Source organism: Actinophytocola sp., assembly GCF_035634895.1.
Classification (GTDB): domain Bacteria; phylum Actinomycetota; class Actinomycetes; order Mycobacteriales; family Pseudonocardiaceae; genus Actinophytocola.
Genome location: NZ_DASQCC010000213.1, coordinates 35,623 through 53,648, shown reverse-complemented (window position 1 = coordinate 53,648; position 18,026 = coordinate 35,623). Strand labels below are relative to the sequence as shown.

Here is an 18,026-nt window from a genome sequence, read left to right as displayed (position 1 = left end):
ATGTCCGTACCCGAGCTGGGTGGGCGTGTCGTCGAGCGTCGCCTCGACCGCGAGAACCTGGAGCGGTCCGCCCGGCTGGCCCTCGACGGAGTCCTCGCACCCGTGATCACCGCGGTCCATCCGCTCTCCGACGCCCCGGCCGCCCTCGCCACCGTCGAGAACGGTCACGCGTCTGGCAAGGTCGTCATCAAGGTGACGTGAGAAGAACCCGACCGCCCGTTGCCGACATAGCGGACATCTGTGGGTCCGTCTACCGGTAAGACACCTGACCGGTCATCCCGGTTCTCCATGGCCGCTTTCTGCCTAACGGCGGTACGCAGCGGCCGAAAGCATTTACTACTGTGCAGATGGTTGGCCTTTCACTTCGTGATCCACAAGTGCGGCCATACCCGCGTCACCTCGATCAGCTGAATGTTTCGCCCCCTGCATGTTTCCGGCCCGCCTCGAGGGCTGGGAAAGGAGCATTCGTTGAAACGCTCATCCAGGCTGGCCATCGCGGCCGGCACCGTCTGCGCGGCCGTCGTGGCTCTGACCAGCACTGCCGCCGCCGCTCCCCCACCCACCGCCGGCGCGCAGGCGCTCGCCGCGCGGTCGGCGGCCGCGTTCGTGTCCTCGACGCCGGCGGCCGTGTTCGCCAGCGCGGACGAACAGTTCGTCCAGCTGAGCGTCGTCAGCTCGGAAGGCCTGCAGTACGTGCCCTTCGAGCGCACGTACCAGGGGCTTCCGGTGATCGGCGGCGACTTCGTCGTGGTCACCGACAGCAAGGGCACCGTGCGCGACCTTTCGGTGGCGCAGCAACAGATGACCGGCAAGCTCGACACCACCCCGAAGCTGACCGCCGGCCAGGCCACCGACATCGCGCGCGGTCAGCTCACCACGGTCGCCTCGACCGACAGGCCCGTGCTGTCGGTGTACACGCTCGGTGACACGCCACGGCTGGTCTGGGACGTTCGGGTGACCGGCACCGCGGACAAGCGCTACTCGATCCAGTCGGTGTATGTCGACGCGCGAAGCGGTGCGGTACTCGAGTCGCTGGAGCACGTCATGAACGGCACCGGCACGTCCGCCTACAACGGCCCCAACCCGATCACGGTCAGCACCACCCAGTCGGGCAGCACGTTCCTGCTGCGCGACCCGGCGCACACCACCGTGCAGGCGCAGAACGCGAGCGGCAACGCCACGTTCTCCGGCCCGGATGACGTGTGGGGCAACGGAAACGCCACCGCCCGGGAGACCGGTGGGCTGGACGCGTTGTTCGCCGCGGAGACCGAGGAGCGGATGCTGTCCCAGTGGTTGGGCCGCAACAGCTTCAACGGCAACGGCGGCGGCTGGCCGATCCGCATCGGCCTGAACGACCTCAACGCCTTCTACGACGGCAGCCAGGTCCAGATCGGACACAACCAGCAGAACCAGTGGATCAGCTCGCTCGACGTCGTCGCGCACGAACTGGGCCACGGCATCGACGACAACACCCCGGGCGGCATCTCGCGGCGCGGCACCCAGGAGTTCGTGGCCGACGTGTTCGGCGCGACCACCGAGGGCTTCGCCAACGAGTCGTCGCAGTTCGACCCACCGGACTTCCTGGTGGGCGAGGAGATCAACCTCGTCGGCAGCGGCCCGATCCGCAACATGTTCAACCCGAGCGCGCTCGGCGACCCGAACTGCTTCTCGAACTCGGTGCCGAACTCCGAGGTGCACGCCGCCGCCGGGCCGGGCAACCACTGGTACTACCTGCTGGTCAACGGCAGCAGCCCCACCAACGGCCAGCCGGCCAGCCCCACCTGCAACGGCTCGACCGTGACGGGTGTCGGCCTGCAGACCGCGATCCGGATCTTCTACAACGCCATGCTGATGAAGACCACCGCGTCCGGCTATCCCCGCTACCGGGTGTGGACGCTGCAGGCGGCCAAGAACCTGACCCCGGGCAACTGCGCCAACTTCAACGCCGTCCTCGCGGCGTGGAACGCGGTCAGCGTGCCGGCCCAGTCAGGCGAACCCACCTGCCCGTGACCGACTGACGAGGCACACCATCCACACAGGACTGGGGCTGGACCGCGTCCAGCCCCAGTCCTGCCGGCGCCTCCGGATCGAGTACCAGGCCGGACTTTTCCGGTCAACGAAAGGACACCCTGCTGTGACCACACGCCTTCGCGGTCACCTGATCCGCACGCTGCTGACCGTCGGCGCCATGACGGCGCTCGTGCTCGGCGCGGCTCCGAGCACGAGCGCCGCCGCGCCGACCCAACCCGCTCCCACGATCACCGCCGTCGACTTCACCGGCATCGTCGCGTTGAGCAACTGCTCCGGCTCGGTGGTGCGCACCCCGAACTCGCAACCGGGCGACCCCGCCCTGGTCATGTCCAACGGTCACTGCGTCCGGTTGCTCGCGGCCGGCGAGGTCCTGCAGAACCAGGCCTCGACGCGCACCTTCACCCTGCTGAACGCCAACGGCACCAGCCTCGGCACCCTGCGCGCCAACCGGCTGCTCTACGCCACGATGACCAACACCGACGTGTCGATCTACCGGCTCACCATCACCTACGCCCAGCTGCAGCAGCAGTTCGGCAGCCGGGCGCTCGACCTGTCCACGGTGCACCCGACGGCCGGCACGGCCATCACCGTGGTCTCGGGCTTCCACCGCGCCACGTACCCGTGCGACATCGACGGTTTCGCCTTCCGGTTGCGCGAGGACCGCTGGACCTGGCAGGACTCCGTGCGCTACACCGCCGCCTGCCACACAATCCCCGGCACCTCGGGCTCGCCCGTGCTCGACAACGATACCGGCCAGGTCGTCGCCATCAACAACACGCTCAACGAGAACGCCCAGCGCTGCACCCTGGACAACCCGTGCGAGGTCGACCAGGCCGGCAACGTCACCATCCGGCCGAACATCGGCTACGCCCAGGAGACCTTCTACATCGCGGCGTGCATCACCACCGCGAGCCGCATCGACCTCACCCGGCCCGGCTGCCAACTGCCCGGCTGACCCGTACACCCGGACGCGGCGGTCGTGACCGCCGCGTCCGGCGCGGATGAGCCGCGTGGGAGAACCAGCGCGGCGACCGGACTCAGCGCCGTGCGCCGCGGAAGATGTTGCCCTCGGTGGACAGGTAGTTGTGGGCGTAGTCGAAGCGGCGGGCGTCGCCGAAGATCAGCCAGTAGTACTTGAGCTGCTCGGACCACCAGTAACCGGGGCAGAAGTCGCCCTGTGTCGGCGGGTTCGTGGTCACGTCGTCGAGGATCGTGTAGCCGTAGCGGGCCCGGGAGGTCGTCTTCATCTGCTGGTAGTGCGTGAACGCCCGCCGCCGGAACACCTCGTTCCCGGTCGCCAGCCAGAGCGAGAACGCCGAGTCGGCGAACTCCGGTCGTAGCTGGTTTCCCTTGCTGGTCGCGGCGAGCGTGGTGTAGTCGATCCCCTCGGGCAGCACGCCGTAGCGGTCCTGCACCGCGTTCCACGAGTCGTGGTAGGCGCGGCCGTGCCGCAGATCACCGGCCTGACCGAGGAGTCCCGCGTAGAACGACGCGAGCTCGCTCTGCGTACGGCTCACGACCTCCCCGGTGTACGCGTCCACCTGCGCGAACCACAGCCGGCCGTCGACGGTATCCGGCTGGTGCGCCATGATCGCCGCGGTCAGCACGTCGTACCAGTGCTTCAGGTCGGCGTCGCCGAACAGCGTCGAACCCTCCTGGAGGTACTCGTAGAACGAGTCGGCCGGTGGCCCGATCGTCGCGGTGCGGTTGAGGAACTCACCGGTCTCCGCGTGGATCGCGTACGGGAGCAGGTCCAGTGGGGTGCGCCGCTCGAACGTCACCTGGAACGCACGCTTTGCCGCGTCGTAGAAGCGGCGGTCGCCGGTCAGCTGCGAGAGGTACCCGAACTCGGTGATGTACGTGCCGGTCTCGGCCAGGTTCGTCTCGGGCCCACTCACCGCCCCGGTGCGCAGGTTCACGAACCGGTAAGGGATCCCGGTCGGCGATTTGGTGAACGCCACCAGCAACCGCTCGCCGATGTCCGCGGCCAGTTCCAGCAGGCGACGCTCGCGGGTGCAGTGGTAGCCGGACAGCAGGCCGCCCAGCATCCGGATGTTGGTCTCGAAGACCTGGAACGACGCGTCGACGTCGAACCGCAGGTTTCGCCTGACCCAGGCCAGGCCCTGCGCGAGCTCGCGGTCCAGCTCCATCACCCAGAGCGTGTCCAGCGCTTCGACGATGGTCAGCCCCATCGGGTGGCCGTCGACGAAGAACTCCTCGAAACCACCGGACACCGGCTTGATCTGGTCGTGCCCGAACGCCTTGTCCACATAGGACCGCCAGGCGAACCTGGTCTCCCGCCGCACATCCTCGGCGACCGCCCGCCACGAGGCCGGGGGCGCGCTCTCCGGCCGGGGATCCGGCACGCCGGCCGAACGCGAGCCGCCGGGCGGCGGCGCGGACGGCGAGGACCCGGGCGGCGACGGCTCCGCGGCGGCCATCCGCGCGGCCAGCGTGGTCAGCCCGGCACTGCCGAGCAGGGTGAGCATGCTCCGTCGGGGCATGGCCATTGTGCGTCCTCCCAGTGGCTGTCGACAACCATGTCGGTAACGATTGGCCGCTTCAGCCACCTTCCTGCCAATCGCCGACGTCGTCAACCCCGGGCGGATCACTACCGTCGTTCGCGGTGCTGTCATAGCCTCGGTCGTATGACGCGCGACTCGCTCCCCGGCGTGCCCCGACGTTCGTTCTTCGTGGCCGGTGGCGCGGTGGCCGCCGGCGGCGCCCTGGCCGCGGCCGGCGCACCGGTGGCGATGGCCGCGCCGCGACCAGGTCCACGCGGACCACGCCGCGTCGAGTACACGCTGCCGACGCTGGTGTTCGACGACGCCGGCCGGCAGGGCTCCCTCGGCGCGATGTACGAGGCCGCGCTCACCGGCCTGATCGGCATCAACACCGTCTACGCCGACCCGGGGACCTACGACCACGCGCACCGGATCAGCTACCCGCCAGGGACGTTCGTGCGGGCCGGTGGCGGCTACCCGTCGCCGCAGCGTTGGACCCGCGACGCGGCGGTCAACGCCTGGAACGCCGCCAGTCTGCTGGGTCCGGTCGTCGGCGCCAACACCCTGTGGGCCGTCGTGGACCAGCGGTCCGACGGCACGCTCATCGTGCAGCAGGACAACCAGTGGTGGGATCAGATCATCTGGGTGGTCGCGGCCTGGCACCACTACCGGGTCACCGGCGACCGCACGTTCCTCGCCGACGCCTACCGTGCCTCGACCGCCACGCTCGCCGCCCGTACGACACAGCACTTCAACGCCGACTACGGCCTGTTCCGCGGGCCGTCGTTCATGAACGACGGCATCGCCGGCTACCCCAGCCCGCCGTGGGCCGACGGCGTCGGCTCGTCGTTCGTGCTCGACTACCCGCACACCGACGAGCTGATGTGTCTGTCCACGAACTGTCTCTACTACGGCGCCTACCTCTCGCTCGCCGGCATGGCCGAGGAACTGCACAGGTCCGGTGACGCGAGCGCCCGCCGCGGCGCCGCGGCGGCGTTGCGGCAGGCGATCAACCGCCACCTGTGGCGCGAGGACGCCGGTACCTACGGCTATCTGGTCCACGGCGGCGACGAGCTCGCCGGGCAGCTCGACCCGTCCCAGGAGGGTGCGGGCCTGGCCTTCGCGGTGCTGTTCGGCGTGGCGGATGCCCGGCGGACCCGACGGTTGCTCGACGGCACGCACTGGCAGCCCAAGGGCATCGTCAACGTCTGGCCCCATTTCCCCCGCTTCAGCGACGACCGGCCGGGGCGGCACAACGTGATCGTCTGGCCGATGGTGCATTCCATGTTCGGCCACGCGGCGGCGGCCGGGGGCAGGCCGGACCTGTTCGGCCGCGCGGTCACCGGCCTTGCCGAGCTCGTCTCCGCGAGCGACGGGAACTTCTACGAGATCTACAACTCGGCCACCGGCACCGTCGACGGCGGCTGGCAGACCGGAAACACCTCGCGATGGACCTCCCAGCCCGACCAGGCATGGTCGGCGTCAGGCTATCTCCGGCTGATCTACTCCGGACTGTTCGGGCTGACGTTCGCGCCCGACCGGTTGACCCTCACGCCGACACTGCCGCCCGGCTGGGGTTCGGTCGGCCTCTACGGCCTGCCGTATCGGGACATCACCCTCAACATCGAGCTGTCCGGGACGGGCAACCGAGTGCGGTCGTGCACGATCGACGGCCGGCCCGGCCGGCCGACGATCGACGGCAGTGGCACAGGTGAGCACACGGTACGCATCACGCTCGGAAGCTGACCGAGCCGCCGCGACCCTCGGGACACCATCGTGGCCGCGCTCACCCCTTCACCGCCCCGGTCAGACCACTGATGATTCGGCGTTCGAAGATGGAGAAGAAGACGAGTGCGGGGATCATCGACAACGACACGAACGCCAGCACGCGCGCGGTGTCGATCGAGTACTGCGAGGCGAACGCCTGCACTCCCAGTGGAAGGGTGTACAGGTCGTTGTCACTGAGCAGGAACAGTGGCAGCAGATAGCTGTTCCAGCTCGCCACGAAGGCCAGGATTCCCACGGTGATCACGCCGGGCAGGGACAGCGGGACCACCATCCGGACGAAGAAGCCGAGTCGGCTCGCCCCGTCGATCAGCGCGGCCTCCTCCAACTCCTTGGGGATGGCACGCAGGAACGGCACGAGGATGATCACGGTGGTCGGCATGGCGAACGCGATCTGCGGCAGGATGACCCCGGCCAGGGTGTTGGTCAGTCCGAGGTCGCGCACCATGATGTAGAGCGGGGTGATCGCCACCGTGACGGGGAACATGAGTCCCGCGGCGAACAGCGAGTACATCATGTGCTTGGCCTTGAACGGATAGCGGGCGATCACGAAGCTCGCCATGAGACCAAGCACGACGACGCCGACCGTGGTGCCCACCGCGGCGATCGTCGAGTTGACGAGCTGCCGCCAGAAGACGTCGCCGCCCAGCACCCCGGTGTAGTTGCCGACCTCCCAGGGGTCCGGCAGGCCGGCCGGCGACCGGATGATCTGGGAGTTCGTCCGGAACCCGCCGAGAATGATGTAGACGGCCGGCGCCAGACACAGGCCGACCAGGGTGAACGCGACCAGGTAGGCGATCAGGCTCCCTCGCCCGCTCACCACCGACCGGTCCCCGCGCGTGGTCCTGCGGGATGCGACAGCAGTGGACATCAGGCCACACCTTCGGTCAGGGCGCCCTCGGTGTCGCGACGCAGCACGAAACGCTGGTAGATGAGCGCGATCACGAGCGAGACTACGAAGATCACCACGGCGACGGCGCTGCCGTAGCCGTACTCGCCGGAGGTCCGGCCGTTGGCCACCATGTAGGTCGCCATCGTCGACGTCCCCGCGGTGTCGGACACGTACTGGCCCCAGATCACGAACACCAGGTCGAACACCTGCAGCGAGCCGATGATCGACAGGAACGCCCAGATCCTGATGGTCGGACCGAGCAGCGGCAGCGTGATGTGCCACTGCGTCCGCCAGTACGACGCGCCGTCGATCGCGGCCGCCTCGCGTAGCTCGTCGGGAATCCCTTGCAGGCCGGCGAGCATGAGGATGACCGCGAACCCGATGTACTTCCACACCAGGATCAGCATCAACGACCAGATCGCGACGTCCGGGTCGGAGAGCCAGTCCGTCGCCAGCGCGCCGAGCCCGATGTGGTGCAGCACGTCGTTGATCGCACCGGTGGGGTGCAGCATGAGGCTGAACCCGATCGCGACGATGACCTCCGAGATCACGTACGGCACGAAGATCAACACGCGGATGAGGGAACGCCAGCGCATCTTCCTGTTCAGCAGCAGGGCGATCCCGATGGCCAGCGGCCCCTGCAGGATCAGCGACATGACCAGGATGAACCCGTTGTGCCACATCGCCTCGAGGAACGCGGAGTCGGTGAGGATCAGCTCGTAGTTGCGCAGGCCGACGAACTCGGTCGGAATCCCGTAACCGCTCCATTTGAAGAAGCCGTAGTACCCGGCCATGAAGACGGGCACGATCACGAACGTGACGAAGACGACGACGCCAGGGCCGGCGAGCAGCGTGATCTCCGCCCATCGTCGCCAGGGCACTCGACGACCGGGCCCCGGCCGGCGGGCCGGGGCCGGCGCCTCGACGGCGCCGGCCCCGGGCCGGGCACGGTCCGGCACGTCGCGGTTTACGTGCGCGGCTGTCTCCATGGGATCGAGTCCCTACTTCCGGTCGGCAGCTTCGGTGATCGCCTTGACCAACCCCGCGGGATCCGTCTCCCCCGTCAGCAGCTTCACGACCGACTGGTTCAGTACGGTGCCGACCTTCTGGCCGTAGTTGGTGTCCAGGAAGTCCGACACGTAGGTCGCCTCGTTGAGGGCCTTGATCATCTGCTTGTCGTAGTCGTTCGTCACCACGTCCTGGGCGTCGACGTGCAGCGGTATCGAACCGAACGCGGTGTAGAAGCTCTCCTGGTTCTTCTCCGAGTCCATCAGCGCGAGGAACTCCCCGCACAGCTTCTTCGGCGCACCGGCCGAGCAGGAGAATCCACCCTTGCCGCCCATGAGCGCCTTCGCGTCACCCTGGCCGGAGGCCACCTGCGGGAACGGGAACCAACCCAGGTCGGAAAGCGGTTGCTTGTTCGGTGTGAGGTCCTTGACGACACCAGGCTCCCAGTTGCCCATGAGCTCCATGGCCGCCTTGTGGTTGGCGAGCAGGCCGGCCGAACTGCTGGCGCCCTGCTGCGCGGAGGTGTTCAGGAAGCCTTCGTTGAACGGCTTCAGACCAGTCAGGTCGACGACGTCCTTGGCCGCCTTCTCGTAGCACGGGTCGGCGAAGTCCAGCGATTCGTTCGTCGCCTCAAGGGTTTTCGCCGAACACTCGCGTAACGCGAAGAAGTAGTACCAGTGGGCGGCGGGCCAGGCGTCCTTGCCGCCGAGCGCGATCGGGGTGATGCCGGCGCCCTTGAGCTTGTCGATCGCGCCGGCCAGGTCGTCGACCGTCTTCGGGATCTCGGTGACGCCTGCCTGCCTGAACAGATCCTTGCTGTACCAGATGCCACCGGGCTGCACCAGCTGCGGCGCGGCCAGCAGCTGCCCGTCGACGGTGAGCGCCTCGTACGGCGCGTCGCCAAGCTTTTTGTGCAGCTCAGGGGAGTCGACCGCGGTGCCGGTGAGATCGAGGAGCTGCTTCGCCTTGGCCATGTCCCGCATCTTGCCGCCGCCGCGCTGCAGGAAGATGTCCGGCGCGTCACCGGAGTTCAGTGCCGTCTGGAGCTTTCCGTCCAGCTCCTCGTTCTGGATGTGCTGGGCCTTGACCGTGACGTTCTTGTGCGAGGCCTCGAACTGTTTCGCCACACCGTCGAACCAGGCCAGGCCGGCCTCGCCGGTGTAGTTGGTCCAGACGGTGAGGGTGTACGGATCGCCATCCTTGTAGTCGCTGGCTTCCGGACCTGTCGAACATGCCGGCAGCGCGAGGGCTGCCGCCATCGTGCCGGCCAGAATGCCCAGCGTTCTGGAGCGGTACCTGCGTGTCATCATTGACGACTCCTTTGGTTGGCCGATGTTCGGCGTCGTTGCCGCGTCGCGGCGGGTCAGCTGAGCCGGAGCTCAGCCGTGAGGTAGGAGTGCGGCGGCAGCTCGACGATCAGGCCGCGCCGGTGCTCGCGCACACCGTCGAACGCGGCGGGTGCCACGGCGGACGGAGTTCGCGGGGTGTTGTGCGATGCGGGCGTCGGTGCGGTGAGGATCCGCGCGCCGCGACACTGTGCGGTGCGCCCGCGCAGGTCGAGCACGACCTCGACCGGGGACTCGATGTCCAGGTTGGCCAGTGAGACGAGCGCACTGTCGTCCTTGGTCGACGCCGTGACCGAGACGAGGCCGAGCTCTCGCCCGTCCGACTCGATGGTCGGCACGTCGCGCAGGTGCACGTCCAGCGACGCCGCGTCGTGGTGGCCCACGCTCATCTCGAACACGTGGTAGGTGGGCGTGCGCACGAGCGCGCCGGAATCCTGGTCGGTGAGCAGCACCGCCTGGAGCACGTTGATCGTCTGGGCGATGTTGGCCATGACCACCCGGTCGGCGTGCCGGTGGAACGCGTCGAAGTGCACCGCGGCCACCAGGGCGTCGCGCAAGGTGTTCTGCTGGTACAGGAACCCAGGATTGGTGCCTGGCTCGACATTCCACCAGGTGCCCCATTCGTCGACCACGAGCCCGACCTTCCGGTGCGGGTCGTAGCGGTCCATCACCGTGCTGTGCCGCGTGAGGTACTCCTCCATGCGCGACGCGCGGGACAACGCGACGTACCACTCGTCCTCGGTGAAGCGGGTCGCCGCACCCTTGTCCGACCAGGAGCCGGTCATGGTGTAGTAGTGCAGCGACAGCGCCTGGAACGGAGCCGCAGGCGCGACCGGGTCGGCGGCCAGGTCGTCGAACGAGCGCATCATCGTCTCGGTCCACGCGTAGTCGCCGTCGCTCGGGCCCGCGGCGATCCGGTAGACCTTGTTGTCGCCCTGGTCGCGCACGAACGTCGAGTAGTGGCGGGCAAGGGACGCGTACTGTTCGGCCCGCATGTTGCCGCCACATCCCCAGGCCTCGTTGCCGATTCCCCAGAACGGGACGCGCCACGGATCGTCCCGCCCGTGTGCCCGGCGCAACGCGGCCATCGGCGAGTCGCCGGCACGGGTGAGGTACTCGACCCACTCGGCCATCTCCCGCACCGAGCCGGAGCCGACATTGCCCGACACGTACGGCTCCGCGCCCAACAGCGCGCAGAGTTCGAGGAACTCGTTGGTGCCGAAGGAGTTGTCCTCGACGACGTCGCCCCAGTGGCTGTTGACCATCCGCGGCCGCTGATCGCGCGGGCCGACGCCGTCGCGCCAGTGGTAGGTGTCGGCGAAGCAGCCCCCCGGCCACCGCAGGTTCGGGATCCGCAGTGCCCGCAGCGCCTCGACGACATCCGCGCGGATGCCGCCGACGTTCGGCACGTCCGCGTCCTCGCCCACCCAGAACCCGCCGTAGACGCACCTACCCAGATGCTCGGCGAAGTGGCCGTACACGTGCCGGGAGATGATCGGACCAGGCAAGTCCAGGTTGATGATCGCCGTAGTCGCCATGTCGCCTTCCGGTGTGACGGTTGTCCGCGCGGCACGTGAGCTGCGAAAGTTTCGTAGTTTATCGTTACACTTACGACCGGACAGAGTTGCGACTTGACACCCCGACGTCAAGCCGGAGGCCGCGCATCGTCGCCGTTTCGTGACTGATCGACAGACGCCGATGCCAGGTCGCGTACCCGGGCTGGGAGAGTGACCGTTATGGGACGACGCACCGTCACGATGAGCGACGTGGCACGCGAAGCCGGCGTGTCGGTGATGACCGTGTCGAACGTGCTCAACGACCGGTCGAACGTCGGGGCCGACACTCGACTCCACGTCATGGAGGTCGTCGGCCGGCTCGGCTACGAGATCAACCTGACCGCCCGGCGCCTCCGATCGGGGCGGACCGGCACGGTCGGCCTGATCGTGCCCAGGTTCGACCTGCACTACTACGGCGAGCTGGCGTCCCTGATCTCGGACGCGCTGGCGGCAGACCGCATGCACCTCGTCGTCGAACAGTCGGGCGCGAGCCGTGAACGCGAGCTCTCCGCGCTCTCGCTCGCCCGGCTCCAGCAGTACGACGGCGTCCTGCTCGGCGCTGTCGGGCTGGACATGGCCGATCTCGACCGGATCCATCCGGACCTGCCGATCGTGCTGCTCGGGGAACAGGACGTGCCGGACCGCTACCACCGCGTCCAGATGGGCAACGTCGAGGGAGCGCGACTGGCCACCGAGCATCTGATCACCCGCGGCGCGAGACGAATCGCGATGCTGGGCGGCAAACTCACCGCACCTCGCCCGGAGATGGCGACCTACCGCGCGACCGGCTGGTCGGTCGCGCTCGCCGACGCGGGCCTGCATCCCCGCCCTGACCTCGTGATCCCACTGCACGACTACTCGATCGCGGAGGCACGAGCCACGATCACTCAGGTGCTGGCCGCCGGGCTGGACATCGACGGCATCTTCGCGGTCACCGACGAGGTGGCGATCGGCGCCCTGGCCGGCTTCCACGACGCCGGGGTGCGCGTTCCGGACGACGTCCAGCTCGTCGGTTTCGACAACCTGGACATCTCCCAACACCTCGGCCCCGGCCTGACGACCATCGACCCCGATCGCCCGGCAATGGTGGCCGAGGCGTTGCGCCTGCTGCGCCGGCAGCTCGCGGACAAGAACGCCGCCCCGGAACACGTCGTCAGCACCGTCTCGCTCGTAATCCGAGGCAGCACCAGAAAACAGGCCCACGTTGCGCGCCGACCCCCAGCCGCGCCCCAGTCGGCGGCGACCGGTGGCGCGGCACGCGACCGTGGTCGGTGATGCGTCCGGGTTCGGACCGCATCCCCAAAACAGGTTCGCCGGACTAGGCTTTGATCGAAGTCTCATTGAGACTCCCCGACAGTGACAGTCAGCGCGGACTCTAGGGAGCCATCGACGTGGTCGAGACGCACGACATCGTTCGCCCGCCTGCCGAGCTCAGTGCGGCCCTCGCGGCCATCGGCAGCGCGACGGCCAGCGCCGAACTCAGTCGCATGGGCATCCGCAGTGCGTTCATCCGTGGCCCGCTCCCGGTGACGCCCGGCGTGTGCGTGGCCGGACCGGCGCTGACACTGCAGTTCATGCCGAAGCGGGAGGACCTCTACCCCGTCGACGAGTACGCCGAACCGGAGAAGCAGCTGCACCGGCACGTCATGTACCACGCCCAGCCCGGGGACATGATCGTCGTCGACGCGCGCGGGGACATGGAAAGCGGTGTGTTCGGCGAGATGATGCTGACCTACTTCAAGGGCCGCGGTGGCGCCGGGGTGGTGATCGACGGGTGCCTGCGCGACATCGGCAAGGCCAAGGAGCTCGGCCTCGGGCTGTGGATCCGAGGCGCCACACCGAACTTCCACGCGCAGACCGGCATCGTCCCGACCGCCGTCAACGTGCCGGTGGCGTGCGGTGGCACGCTCGTCGAGCCGGGTGACATCGTCGTCGCCGACGACGACGGGGCGGTCGTGGTGCCGGTCAAGCTCGCGCCCGCTTTGCTCGCTGTCGCTCAGGAGCACGCGGAATGGGAGGAGTTCTCCCGGATCCGGCTGGCCGAGGGCGGCGACATGCGGCTGTACTACCCGCTTTCGGACGAGGCACGTCCCGAGTACGAGCGGTGGCGCGCCGAGCAGGGCCGGGTCTGACGGGCCCGCTCAGCTCCACAGCCGGTCGTGGCTCGACTCCCCGTCCCAGTGCGTCGTCTCGGCGAAGAAGACCGGATCGCGCGGGTCGAGGTGGCGTCGCAGCAACTCCTCGTCGAGGTCGCCGAATCCCAGTCCTGGCGTGTCCGGCACCGTGATGTAGCCGTTCTGGATCAGTGGGCGGGGCAGGTCGGTGACGAGGTCGCTCCAGAACTCCACCTCGGCCGCGTGGTGTTCGAGTGCGAGGAAGTTCTCCGTGGCGGCGGCCAGGTGCACGCACGCCATCGTCGCGATCGGCGACGCGGCAAGGTGAAGCGCCATCGCGATGCCTCGCTCCTGCGCGTAGTCGCCGAGCCGCTTGGTCTCCGCGATCCCGCCCGCCGTCGCCGGGTCGGGGTGCACGACGCGGATCGCGCCGGCGTCGAGCAGCGGCCGGAAGCCGTCCAGCAGGTAGATGTCCTCCCCCGTGCACGTCGGGACGGCGACGGCCGCGGTGAGCTGGCGCCACTGGTCGGTCAGCTGCCACGGGATCAGGTCCTCGATCCACGCCAGGGTGAACGGTTCCAGCGCGCGGCCGATCCGCATGCAGGAGTCGAGGGCGATGTGGCCGAAGTGGTCCGCGGCGAGCGCGATGTCGTAGCCGACCACGGAACGGACAGTGTCCACATAGGACGCCAGATGCTCCACGCCCTTCGCGGTGACCTGGATGCCGGTGAACGGGTGCATCGTCGTGAGGTCCGCGCGGGCGCCCGGCGGCGCGATCAGCGCCCCCGGCACATCCCACAGCAGGTTGATGCCCACGTCCATCTTCAGCATCGTGAACCCGCGCTGTCGGCGCTCGGCCAGGCGGGCGCCCATCGCGTGCGGGTCCGGCAGCGACGGCGTGTCCGCGTAGCAGCGGACCTCGTCCCGGAACCGGCCCCCGATCAGCGCGTACGCGGGCACACCGTACGCCTTGCCGGCGAGGTCCATCAGCGCCATCTCGACGCCGGAGACCCCGCCGCCCTGGCGGCCGTGGAACCCGAACTGCTTGATCTTGCGGAAGATCTTGTCGACGTTGCACGGCTTCTCACCGACGAGCCGGCTCTTGAGCATGAGCGCGTAGGTGGCGCTGGCCTGGTCGCGCACCTCCCCGTAGCCGACCAGGCCCTGGTTGGTGTCGATCCTGATGATCGACGACCGGAACGGCACCCCGGCCACGTTCGCCACCCGCAGATCGGTGATGCGCAGGCTGCTCGGCCGGGATGCCGTCGCGACGTGCTCCTCGGTGATCGCCGGGGTCTCACTCATCCCTTCACGGCCCCCGCGGTGAGGCCCTCGGTCAGGAACCGTTGCCCGAACGCGTACATGAGCACGACCGGGATGCTGATCAGCAGCGAGGCCGCGGCCAGCTGCCCCTGCGGCACGACGTCACCGAAGATCATCGACTGCATGCCGACGGGCAGCGTCTTGTAGTCGTCCTTGGTGATGAACACGAAGGCGAACAGGAACTCGTTCCACGCGTTGGTGAGCGTGAACAGCGCGACCGCGAGCAGGCCCGGTTTGGCCAGCGGCAGCACGACCCGGACGAACGCCCCGAACCGCGTGCAGCCGTCGACCAGCGCGGCCTCCTCGAGGTCGGCCGGGATCGACTTGAAGTAGCCCACGAGCAGCCACGTCGCGAACGGCAGGGTGAACGTGGGATAGGCGAGCACCAGCGACCACAGCGAGTCGTTGAGCCCGATCCCGCTCAACAGCTGGTACAGCGGGATGAACAGCAACGCGCCCGGCATCACGTAGGTGAGCAGGATCGTCACCGTGAAGCTCTCCGAACCCCGGAACCGCAGCCGTGCCAACGCGTAGCCGGCGAGCGCCGCGCAGACCAGGGCGATCACGGTGGACGCCACCGACACCATGATCGTGTTGACGTACCAGGTGCCGAACGCCTTGCCCGTGAACAGGTTGGTGAACTGCTCGGTGGTCCACGGGGTCGGCCAGAGGTCGTCGGTGCGCGCGACGATCTGGTTGTCGGACTTGAAGGCCGTGACCGTCATCCAGTAGAGCGGGGCGAGCACGAAGCCCAGCAGGCCCACGAGCGCGATCCCCGTGCCGGTTCCGCTGACCAGGCGTGCCGCCAGCTTGTTGCCCCGCGCGGCGAGCGCGGAGACGAGCCGTCCGACGGCGGCCGCGAGCACCACGAACACGCCCAGCACGAACGCGGCCTTCCACACGATGTGCGGCGACGCCCACACGAGCACGAGCACCGAGGCCGCGACGATCACCCACGGCAGCGCCCTGCGCTGAGCGGGAGTCAGCCGCCTGCGTTCCTTCTCGCTCGCACCCGGTTGGTCGCTGCGGCGCATCATCCGCACGAGGATCATCACGAGGATGCCGATGATCGGCAGCATCACCAGCGTGACCGCGGCGCCCGCGCCCGGCTGCAGCTGCTGGATGGCCTTGGAGTAGGCCACCATCACGTACGGCGCGGTCGCGTCCCCCGGTCCGCCCTGGGTCATCAGCCAGATCAGGTCGAAGTTGTTGAACGTCCAGATCGACGACAGCAGCACCGTCACGATCATGATGTTGCGCAGGCCCGGCAGCGTGATGTGCACGAAGCGCTGCCACGACGAGGCGCCGTCCACCATGGCCGCCTCGTAGAGCCCGCTGTCGATCGCCTTGAGGCCGGCGAGGAACGTCACCGTGAAGAACGGGATGCCCTTCCAGACGTTGACCAGGATGACCGACGGCATCGCGAGCGCGGGATCGGACAGCCACTCCGCGGGCCAGTGGTCGACGAGGCCGATCGACGCGAGGGCGGGCCCGATCCCGGAGTCGGTGAGCAGGACGTTGATGCTGCCGAAGATCGGGTCGAACAGGGACCGCCAGGTGAAGGCCGTGACGACCGTCGGCACCACCCACGGCAGCAGGATCACCCCGGCGAGGATCGCCCGGCCGCGGCGCATGTGGTGCAGGATCAACGCCGCGATGAGACCGAGCGTCACCTTGAAGATCTCGGCGTACGCGGTGAAGACGAACGAGTTGAGCACGCCCTTGTGGAACAGGGCGTCGTCGATGAGGGCGGTGTAGTTGTCCAGCCCCACGAAGACCGTCTCCGCACCGTGGCGCTCCGTGGCGCTGGTGACGATCGAGCTGATGATCGGGAACAGGATCAGGCCCGCCACCAGCACCAGCGTCGGCCCGACGAACACCGCGGCGAGGCGCCAGTCGCGCCCCAGCAGCCGCTGCGACGCGGTGAGCGAGGACGACGCGGCCGGCGCCGGACGAGCCGGCGCCGGCGGTGTCGCCCGCGGACGCAGGATGGTCACTGCTTGTAGCCCTGCTGCTCGAAGACCTGGACGATCTTCGCGTGGGTCGCGGCGACGGCCTCGGCCGGCTTGGTGCCCTGGATGACCGACTGCATCATGTCGGTCAGCAGGTAGGCGGCGGTCGCGGCCTGCTCGCCGGGGCTCGGGGTCTGGGGGAACGAGAAGCCGGTCCTGGTCTTCATCGGCAGCTTCGCGCGGGTCTGCTCCCGCAGCGCGGGGAAGGCCGGGTCACCCTTGGTGTAGTACGGGTCGGAGTCCCAGACCTTGTCCCACGAGGGGTTGACCAGGCAGGGTGCCTCCTTCGCGACACCGAGCAGCGCGGTCCCGCTCACCATGTACTTCGCCACCACCTTGGCGAGGTCGGCGTTCTTCGCCCCCTTGAACACGACGAACGAGTTGGACTCGCCGAACGCGAGTGGCTCCTTGATCGCCGGTCCGGTGGCGCCGTTGAACACGTGTGTGTTGGCGTAGACCGGGTTGCCCTTGGTCTTCGAGTCGGCGTAGACGCTGAACTGGTTGAGCGTGAGCCCCAGGATCTGGGCCAGCCAGTTCTCGTTGTTGCTCGAGTCGGTCCAGCTCCCGATCCCGGGTGGCAGCATCGGCGCGTACTTCGGTTTCGTGAAGATGTCGGCCATGAACTGGACGCCGTCGACCGTCTCCGGCGAGTTGAACACCACCTTCGTGCCGGTGTTGTCGGCGATCGCCCCGCCGTAGCAGTTGATGACGTTCGCGATGAAGCCGTTGGCGTCACCGGAGCGGTTCGCCGTGATACCCCAGCCGTAGCGCCGCTTGCTCGGGTCGGAGACCTCCAACGCGTTGTCGCGCAGCTCCTCCCACGTGTAGTAGGGCTTGAGCTTGAGCCCCTTCTCCTCGTACCAGTCCTTGCGTAAGTACATCCCGGACGCGATGAAGTGGTACGGAATCGCATACCACTTCCCGTTGAACACGCAGTAGTTGTTCGCCTCCGACGCGGGCTCGCCGTAGAGCTTGCGCATCTCGTCGACCACGTCGGTGACGTCGGTGAGGTCACCCAGGTTGTAGAGCTGGCCGACGAACCGCCGGTCGCTCACGAACGCCAGATCGCGGCTGGTGCCCGCCTTCACGTCGGCGTCCATCTTCGCGACCATGTCGCCGGTGTCGCCGGAGACCAGGTCGTTGCGGATCGTCGTGCTGGTTTCCTTGGCGAACACCTGCAGTGACCTGTCCAGCGCCTGGTTGGCGGCCTCCGCGTACAGCTTCTGCGAGAGCATCCCCACCGACCCGCCCTTGAGCTTGGCCGCCTCGTCCAGCAACACCTGGGGCACCTTGACGTTGACCTTCGGCGCCGCGGGGGTGCTGTCCCCACATCCGGCGAGTCCGAGCACCCCCAGTGCGCTCATCCCGAGGAACGAGCGCCTCGACAAGTCCGATTTCTCTACCATGACCACTCCTCTCACGTCCGACCGAGCGGACGCGTACCGACGGGGCGAC

14 protein-coding genes are annotated in these 18,026 nt (G+C 68.3%); 6 read left to right on the top strand and 8 right to left on the bottom strand.

Features of this window, described 5'->3' with window-relative positions; genetic code table 11:
- The 3 genes from VET29_RS32675 to VET29_RS32665 form a co-directional block, all read left to right on the top strand.
- The coding region (locus VET29_RS32675; RefSeq protein ID WP_324927919.1) for a zinc-binding dehydrogenase at positions 1-201 on the top strand (201 nt) is incomplete at its 5' end.
- 267 nt (positions 202-468) lie between these two features.
- On the top strand, positions 469-2,010 hold the full coding sequence (locus VET29_RS32670) for a M4 family metallopeptidase (RefSeq protein WP_324927917.1): 1,542 nt from the start codon (positions 469-471) through the stop codon (positions 2,008-2,010).
- 124 nt (positions 2,011-2,134) lie between these two features.
- Entirely contained in the window at positions 2,135-2,986 is an 852-nt protein-coding gene (locus tag VET29_RS32665; protein ID WP_324927915.1) for a serine protease, read from the top strand.
- Between the two features lie 82 nt (positions 2,987-3,068).
- Here VET29_RS32665 and VET29_RS32660 read toward each other — a convergent pair whose 3' ends face one another.
- The gene (locus VET29_RS32660) at positions 3,069-4,535 is read right to left on the bottom strand and encodes a glycoside hydrolase family 47 protein (protein ID WP_324927913.1); all 1,467 of its coding nucleotides are present in this window, start codon (positions 4,533-4,535) and stop codon (positions 3,069-3,071) included.
- A 144-nt stretch (positions 4,536-4,679) separates the two neighbouring features.
- Here VET29_RS32660 and VET29_RS32655 point away from each other — a divergent pair, with 144 nt between their 5' ends.
- Complete coding sequence (locus VET29_RS32655) at positions 4,680-6,281, top strand: MGH1-like glycoside hydrolase domain-containing protein (RefSeq protein ID WP_324927911.1); 1,602 nt, start codon at positions 4,680-4,682, stop codon at positions 6,279-6,281.
- A 40-nt stretch (positions 6,282-6,321) separates the two neighbouring features.
- On the opposite strand, the gene VET29_RS32650 is transcribed toward VET29_RS32655, so the two are convergent.
- The 4 genes from VET29_RS32650 to VET29_RS32635 are packed head-to-tail and all read right to left on the bottom strand — an operon-like array spanning position 6,322 to position 11,104.
- Positions 6,322-7,191: a carbohydrate ABC transporter permease gene (locus VET29_RS32650; RefSeq protein WP_324927909.1), complete on the bottom strand. Its 870-nt coding sequence runs from the start codon at positions 7,189-7,191 to the stop codon at positions 6,322-6,324.
- Entirely contained in the window at positions 7,191-8,201 is a 1,011-nt protein-coding gene (locus tag VET29_RS32645; protein ID WP_324927907.1) for a sugar ABC transporter permease, read from the bottom strand. Before VET29_RS32645 ends, VET29_RS32650 begins: the two co-directional genes overlap by 1 nt.
- Before the next feature lie 12 nt (positions 8,202-8,213).
- The gene (locus VET29_RS32640; RefSeq protein ID WP_324927905.1) at positions 8,214-9,530 is read right to left on the bottom strand and encodes an ABC transporter substrate-binding protein; all 1,317 of its coding nucleotides are present in this window, start codon (positions 9,528-9,530) and stop codon (positions 8,214-8,216) included.
- Positions 9,531-9,583: 53 nt separating this feature from the next.
- Positions 9,584-11,104, bottom strand: a complete 1,521-nt coding sequence (locus VET29_RS32635; protein ID WP_324927903.1) for an alpha-N-arabinofuranosidase — start codon at positions 11,102-11,104, stop codon at positions 9,584-9,586.
- 198 nt (positions 11,105-11,302) lie between these two features.
- Between VET29_RS32635 and VET29_RS32630 the strand changes: the two genes are divergently transcribed.
- Together VET29_RS32630 and VET29_RS32625 are read left to right on the top strand one after the other, a co-directional pair.
- Positions 11,303-12,397, top strand: a complete 1,095-nt coding sequence (locus VET29_RS32630) for a LacI family DNA-binding transcriptional regulator (protein WP_324927901.1) — start codon at positions 11,303-11,305, stop codon at positions 12,395-12,397.
- Positions 12,398-12,513: 116 nt separating this feature from the next.
- Positions 12,514-13,254, top strand: coding sequence for a ribonuclease activity regulator RraA (locus VET29_RS32625; RefSeq protein WP_324927899.1), 741 nt, complete (start codon positions 12,514-12,516; stop codon positions 13,252-13,254).
- 9 nt (positions 13,255-13,263) lie between these two features.
- Here the strand turns inward: VET29_RS32625 and VET29_RS32620 are convergent, their stop codons facing one another.
- From VET29_RS32620 to VET29_RS32610, 3 genes are read right to left on the bottom strand one after another with little or no spacing between them, the layout of a single operon-like run.
- Complete coding sequence (locus VET29_RS32620; RefSeq protein WP_324927897.1) at positions 13,264-14,541, bottom strand: mandelate racemase/muconate lactonizing enzyme family protein; 1,278 nt, start codon at positions 14,539-14,541, stop codon at positions 13,264-13,266.
- Positions 14,538-16,556, bottom strand: coding sequence for an ABC transporter permease subunit (locus VET29_RS32615; RefSeq protein ID WP_324927895.1), 2,019 nt, complete (start codon positions 16,554-16,556; stop codon positions 14,538-14,540). Before VET29_RS32615 ends, VET29_RS32620 begins: the two co-directional genes overlap by 4 nt.
- Entirely contained in the window at positions 16,553-17,977 is a 1,425-nt protein-coding gene (locus VET29_RS32610; protein ID WP_324927893.1) for an ABC transporter substrate-binding protein, read from the bottom strand. Before VET29_RS32610 ends, VET29_RS32615 begins: the two co-directional genes overlap by 4 nt.
- Between the last annotated feature and the right edge of the window lie 49 nt (positions 17,978-18,026).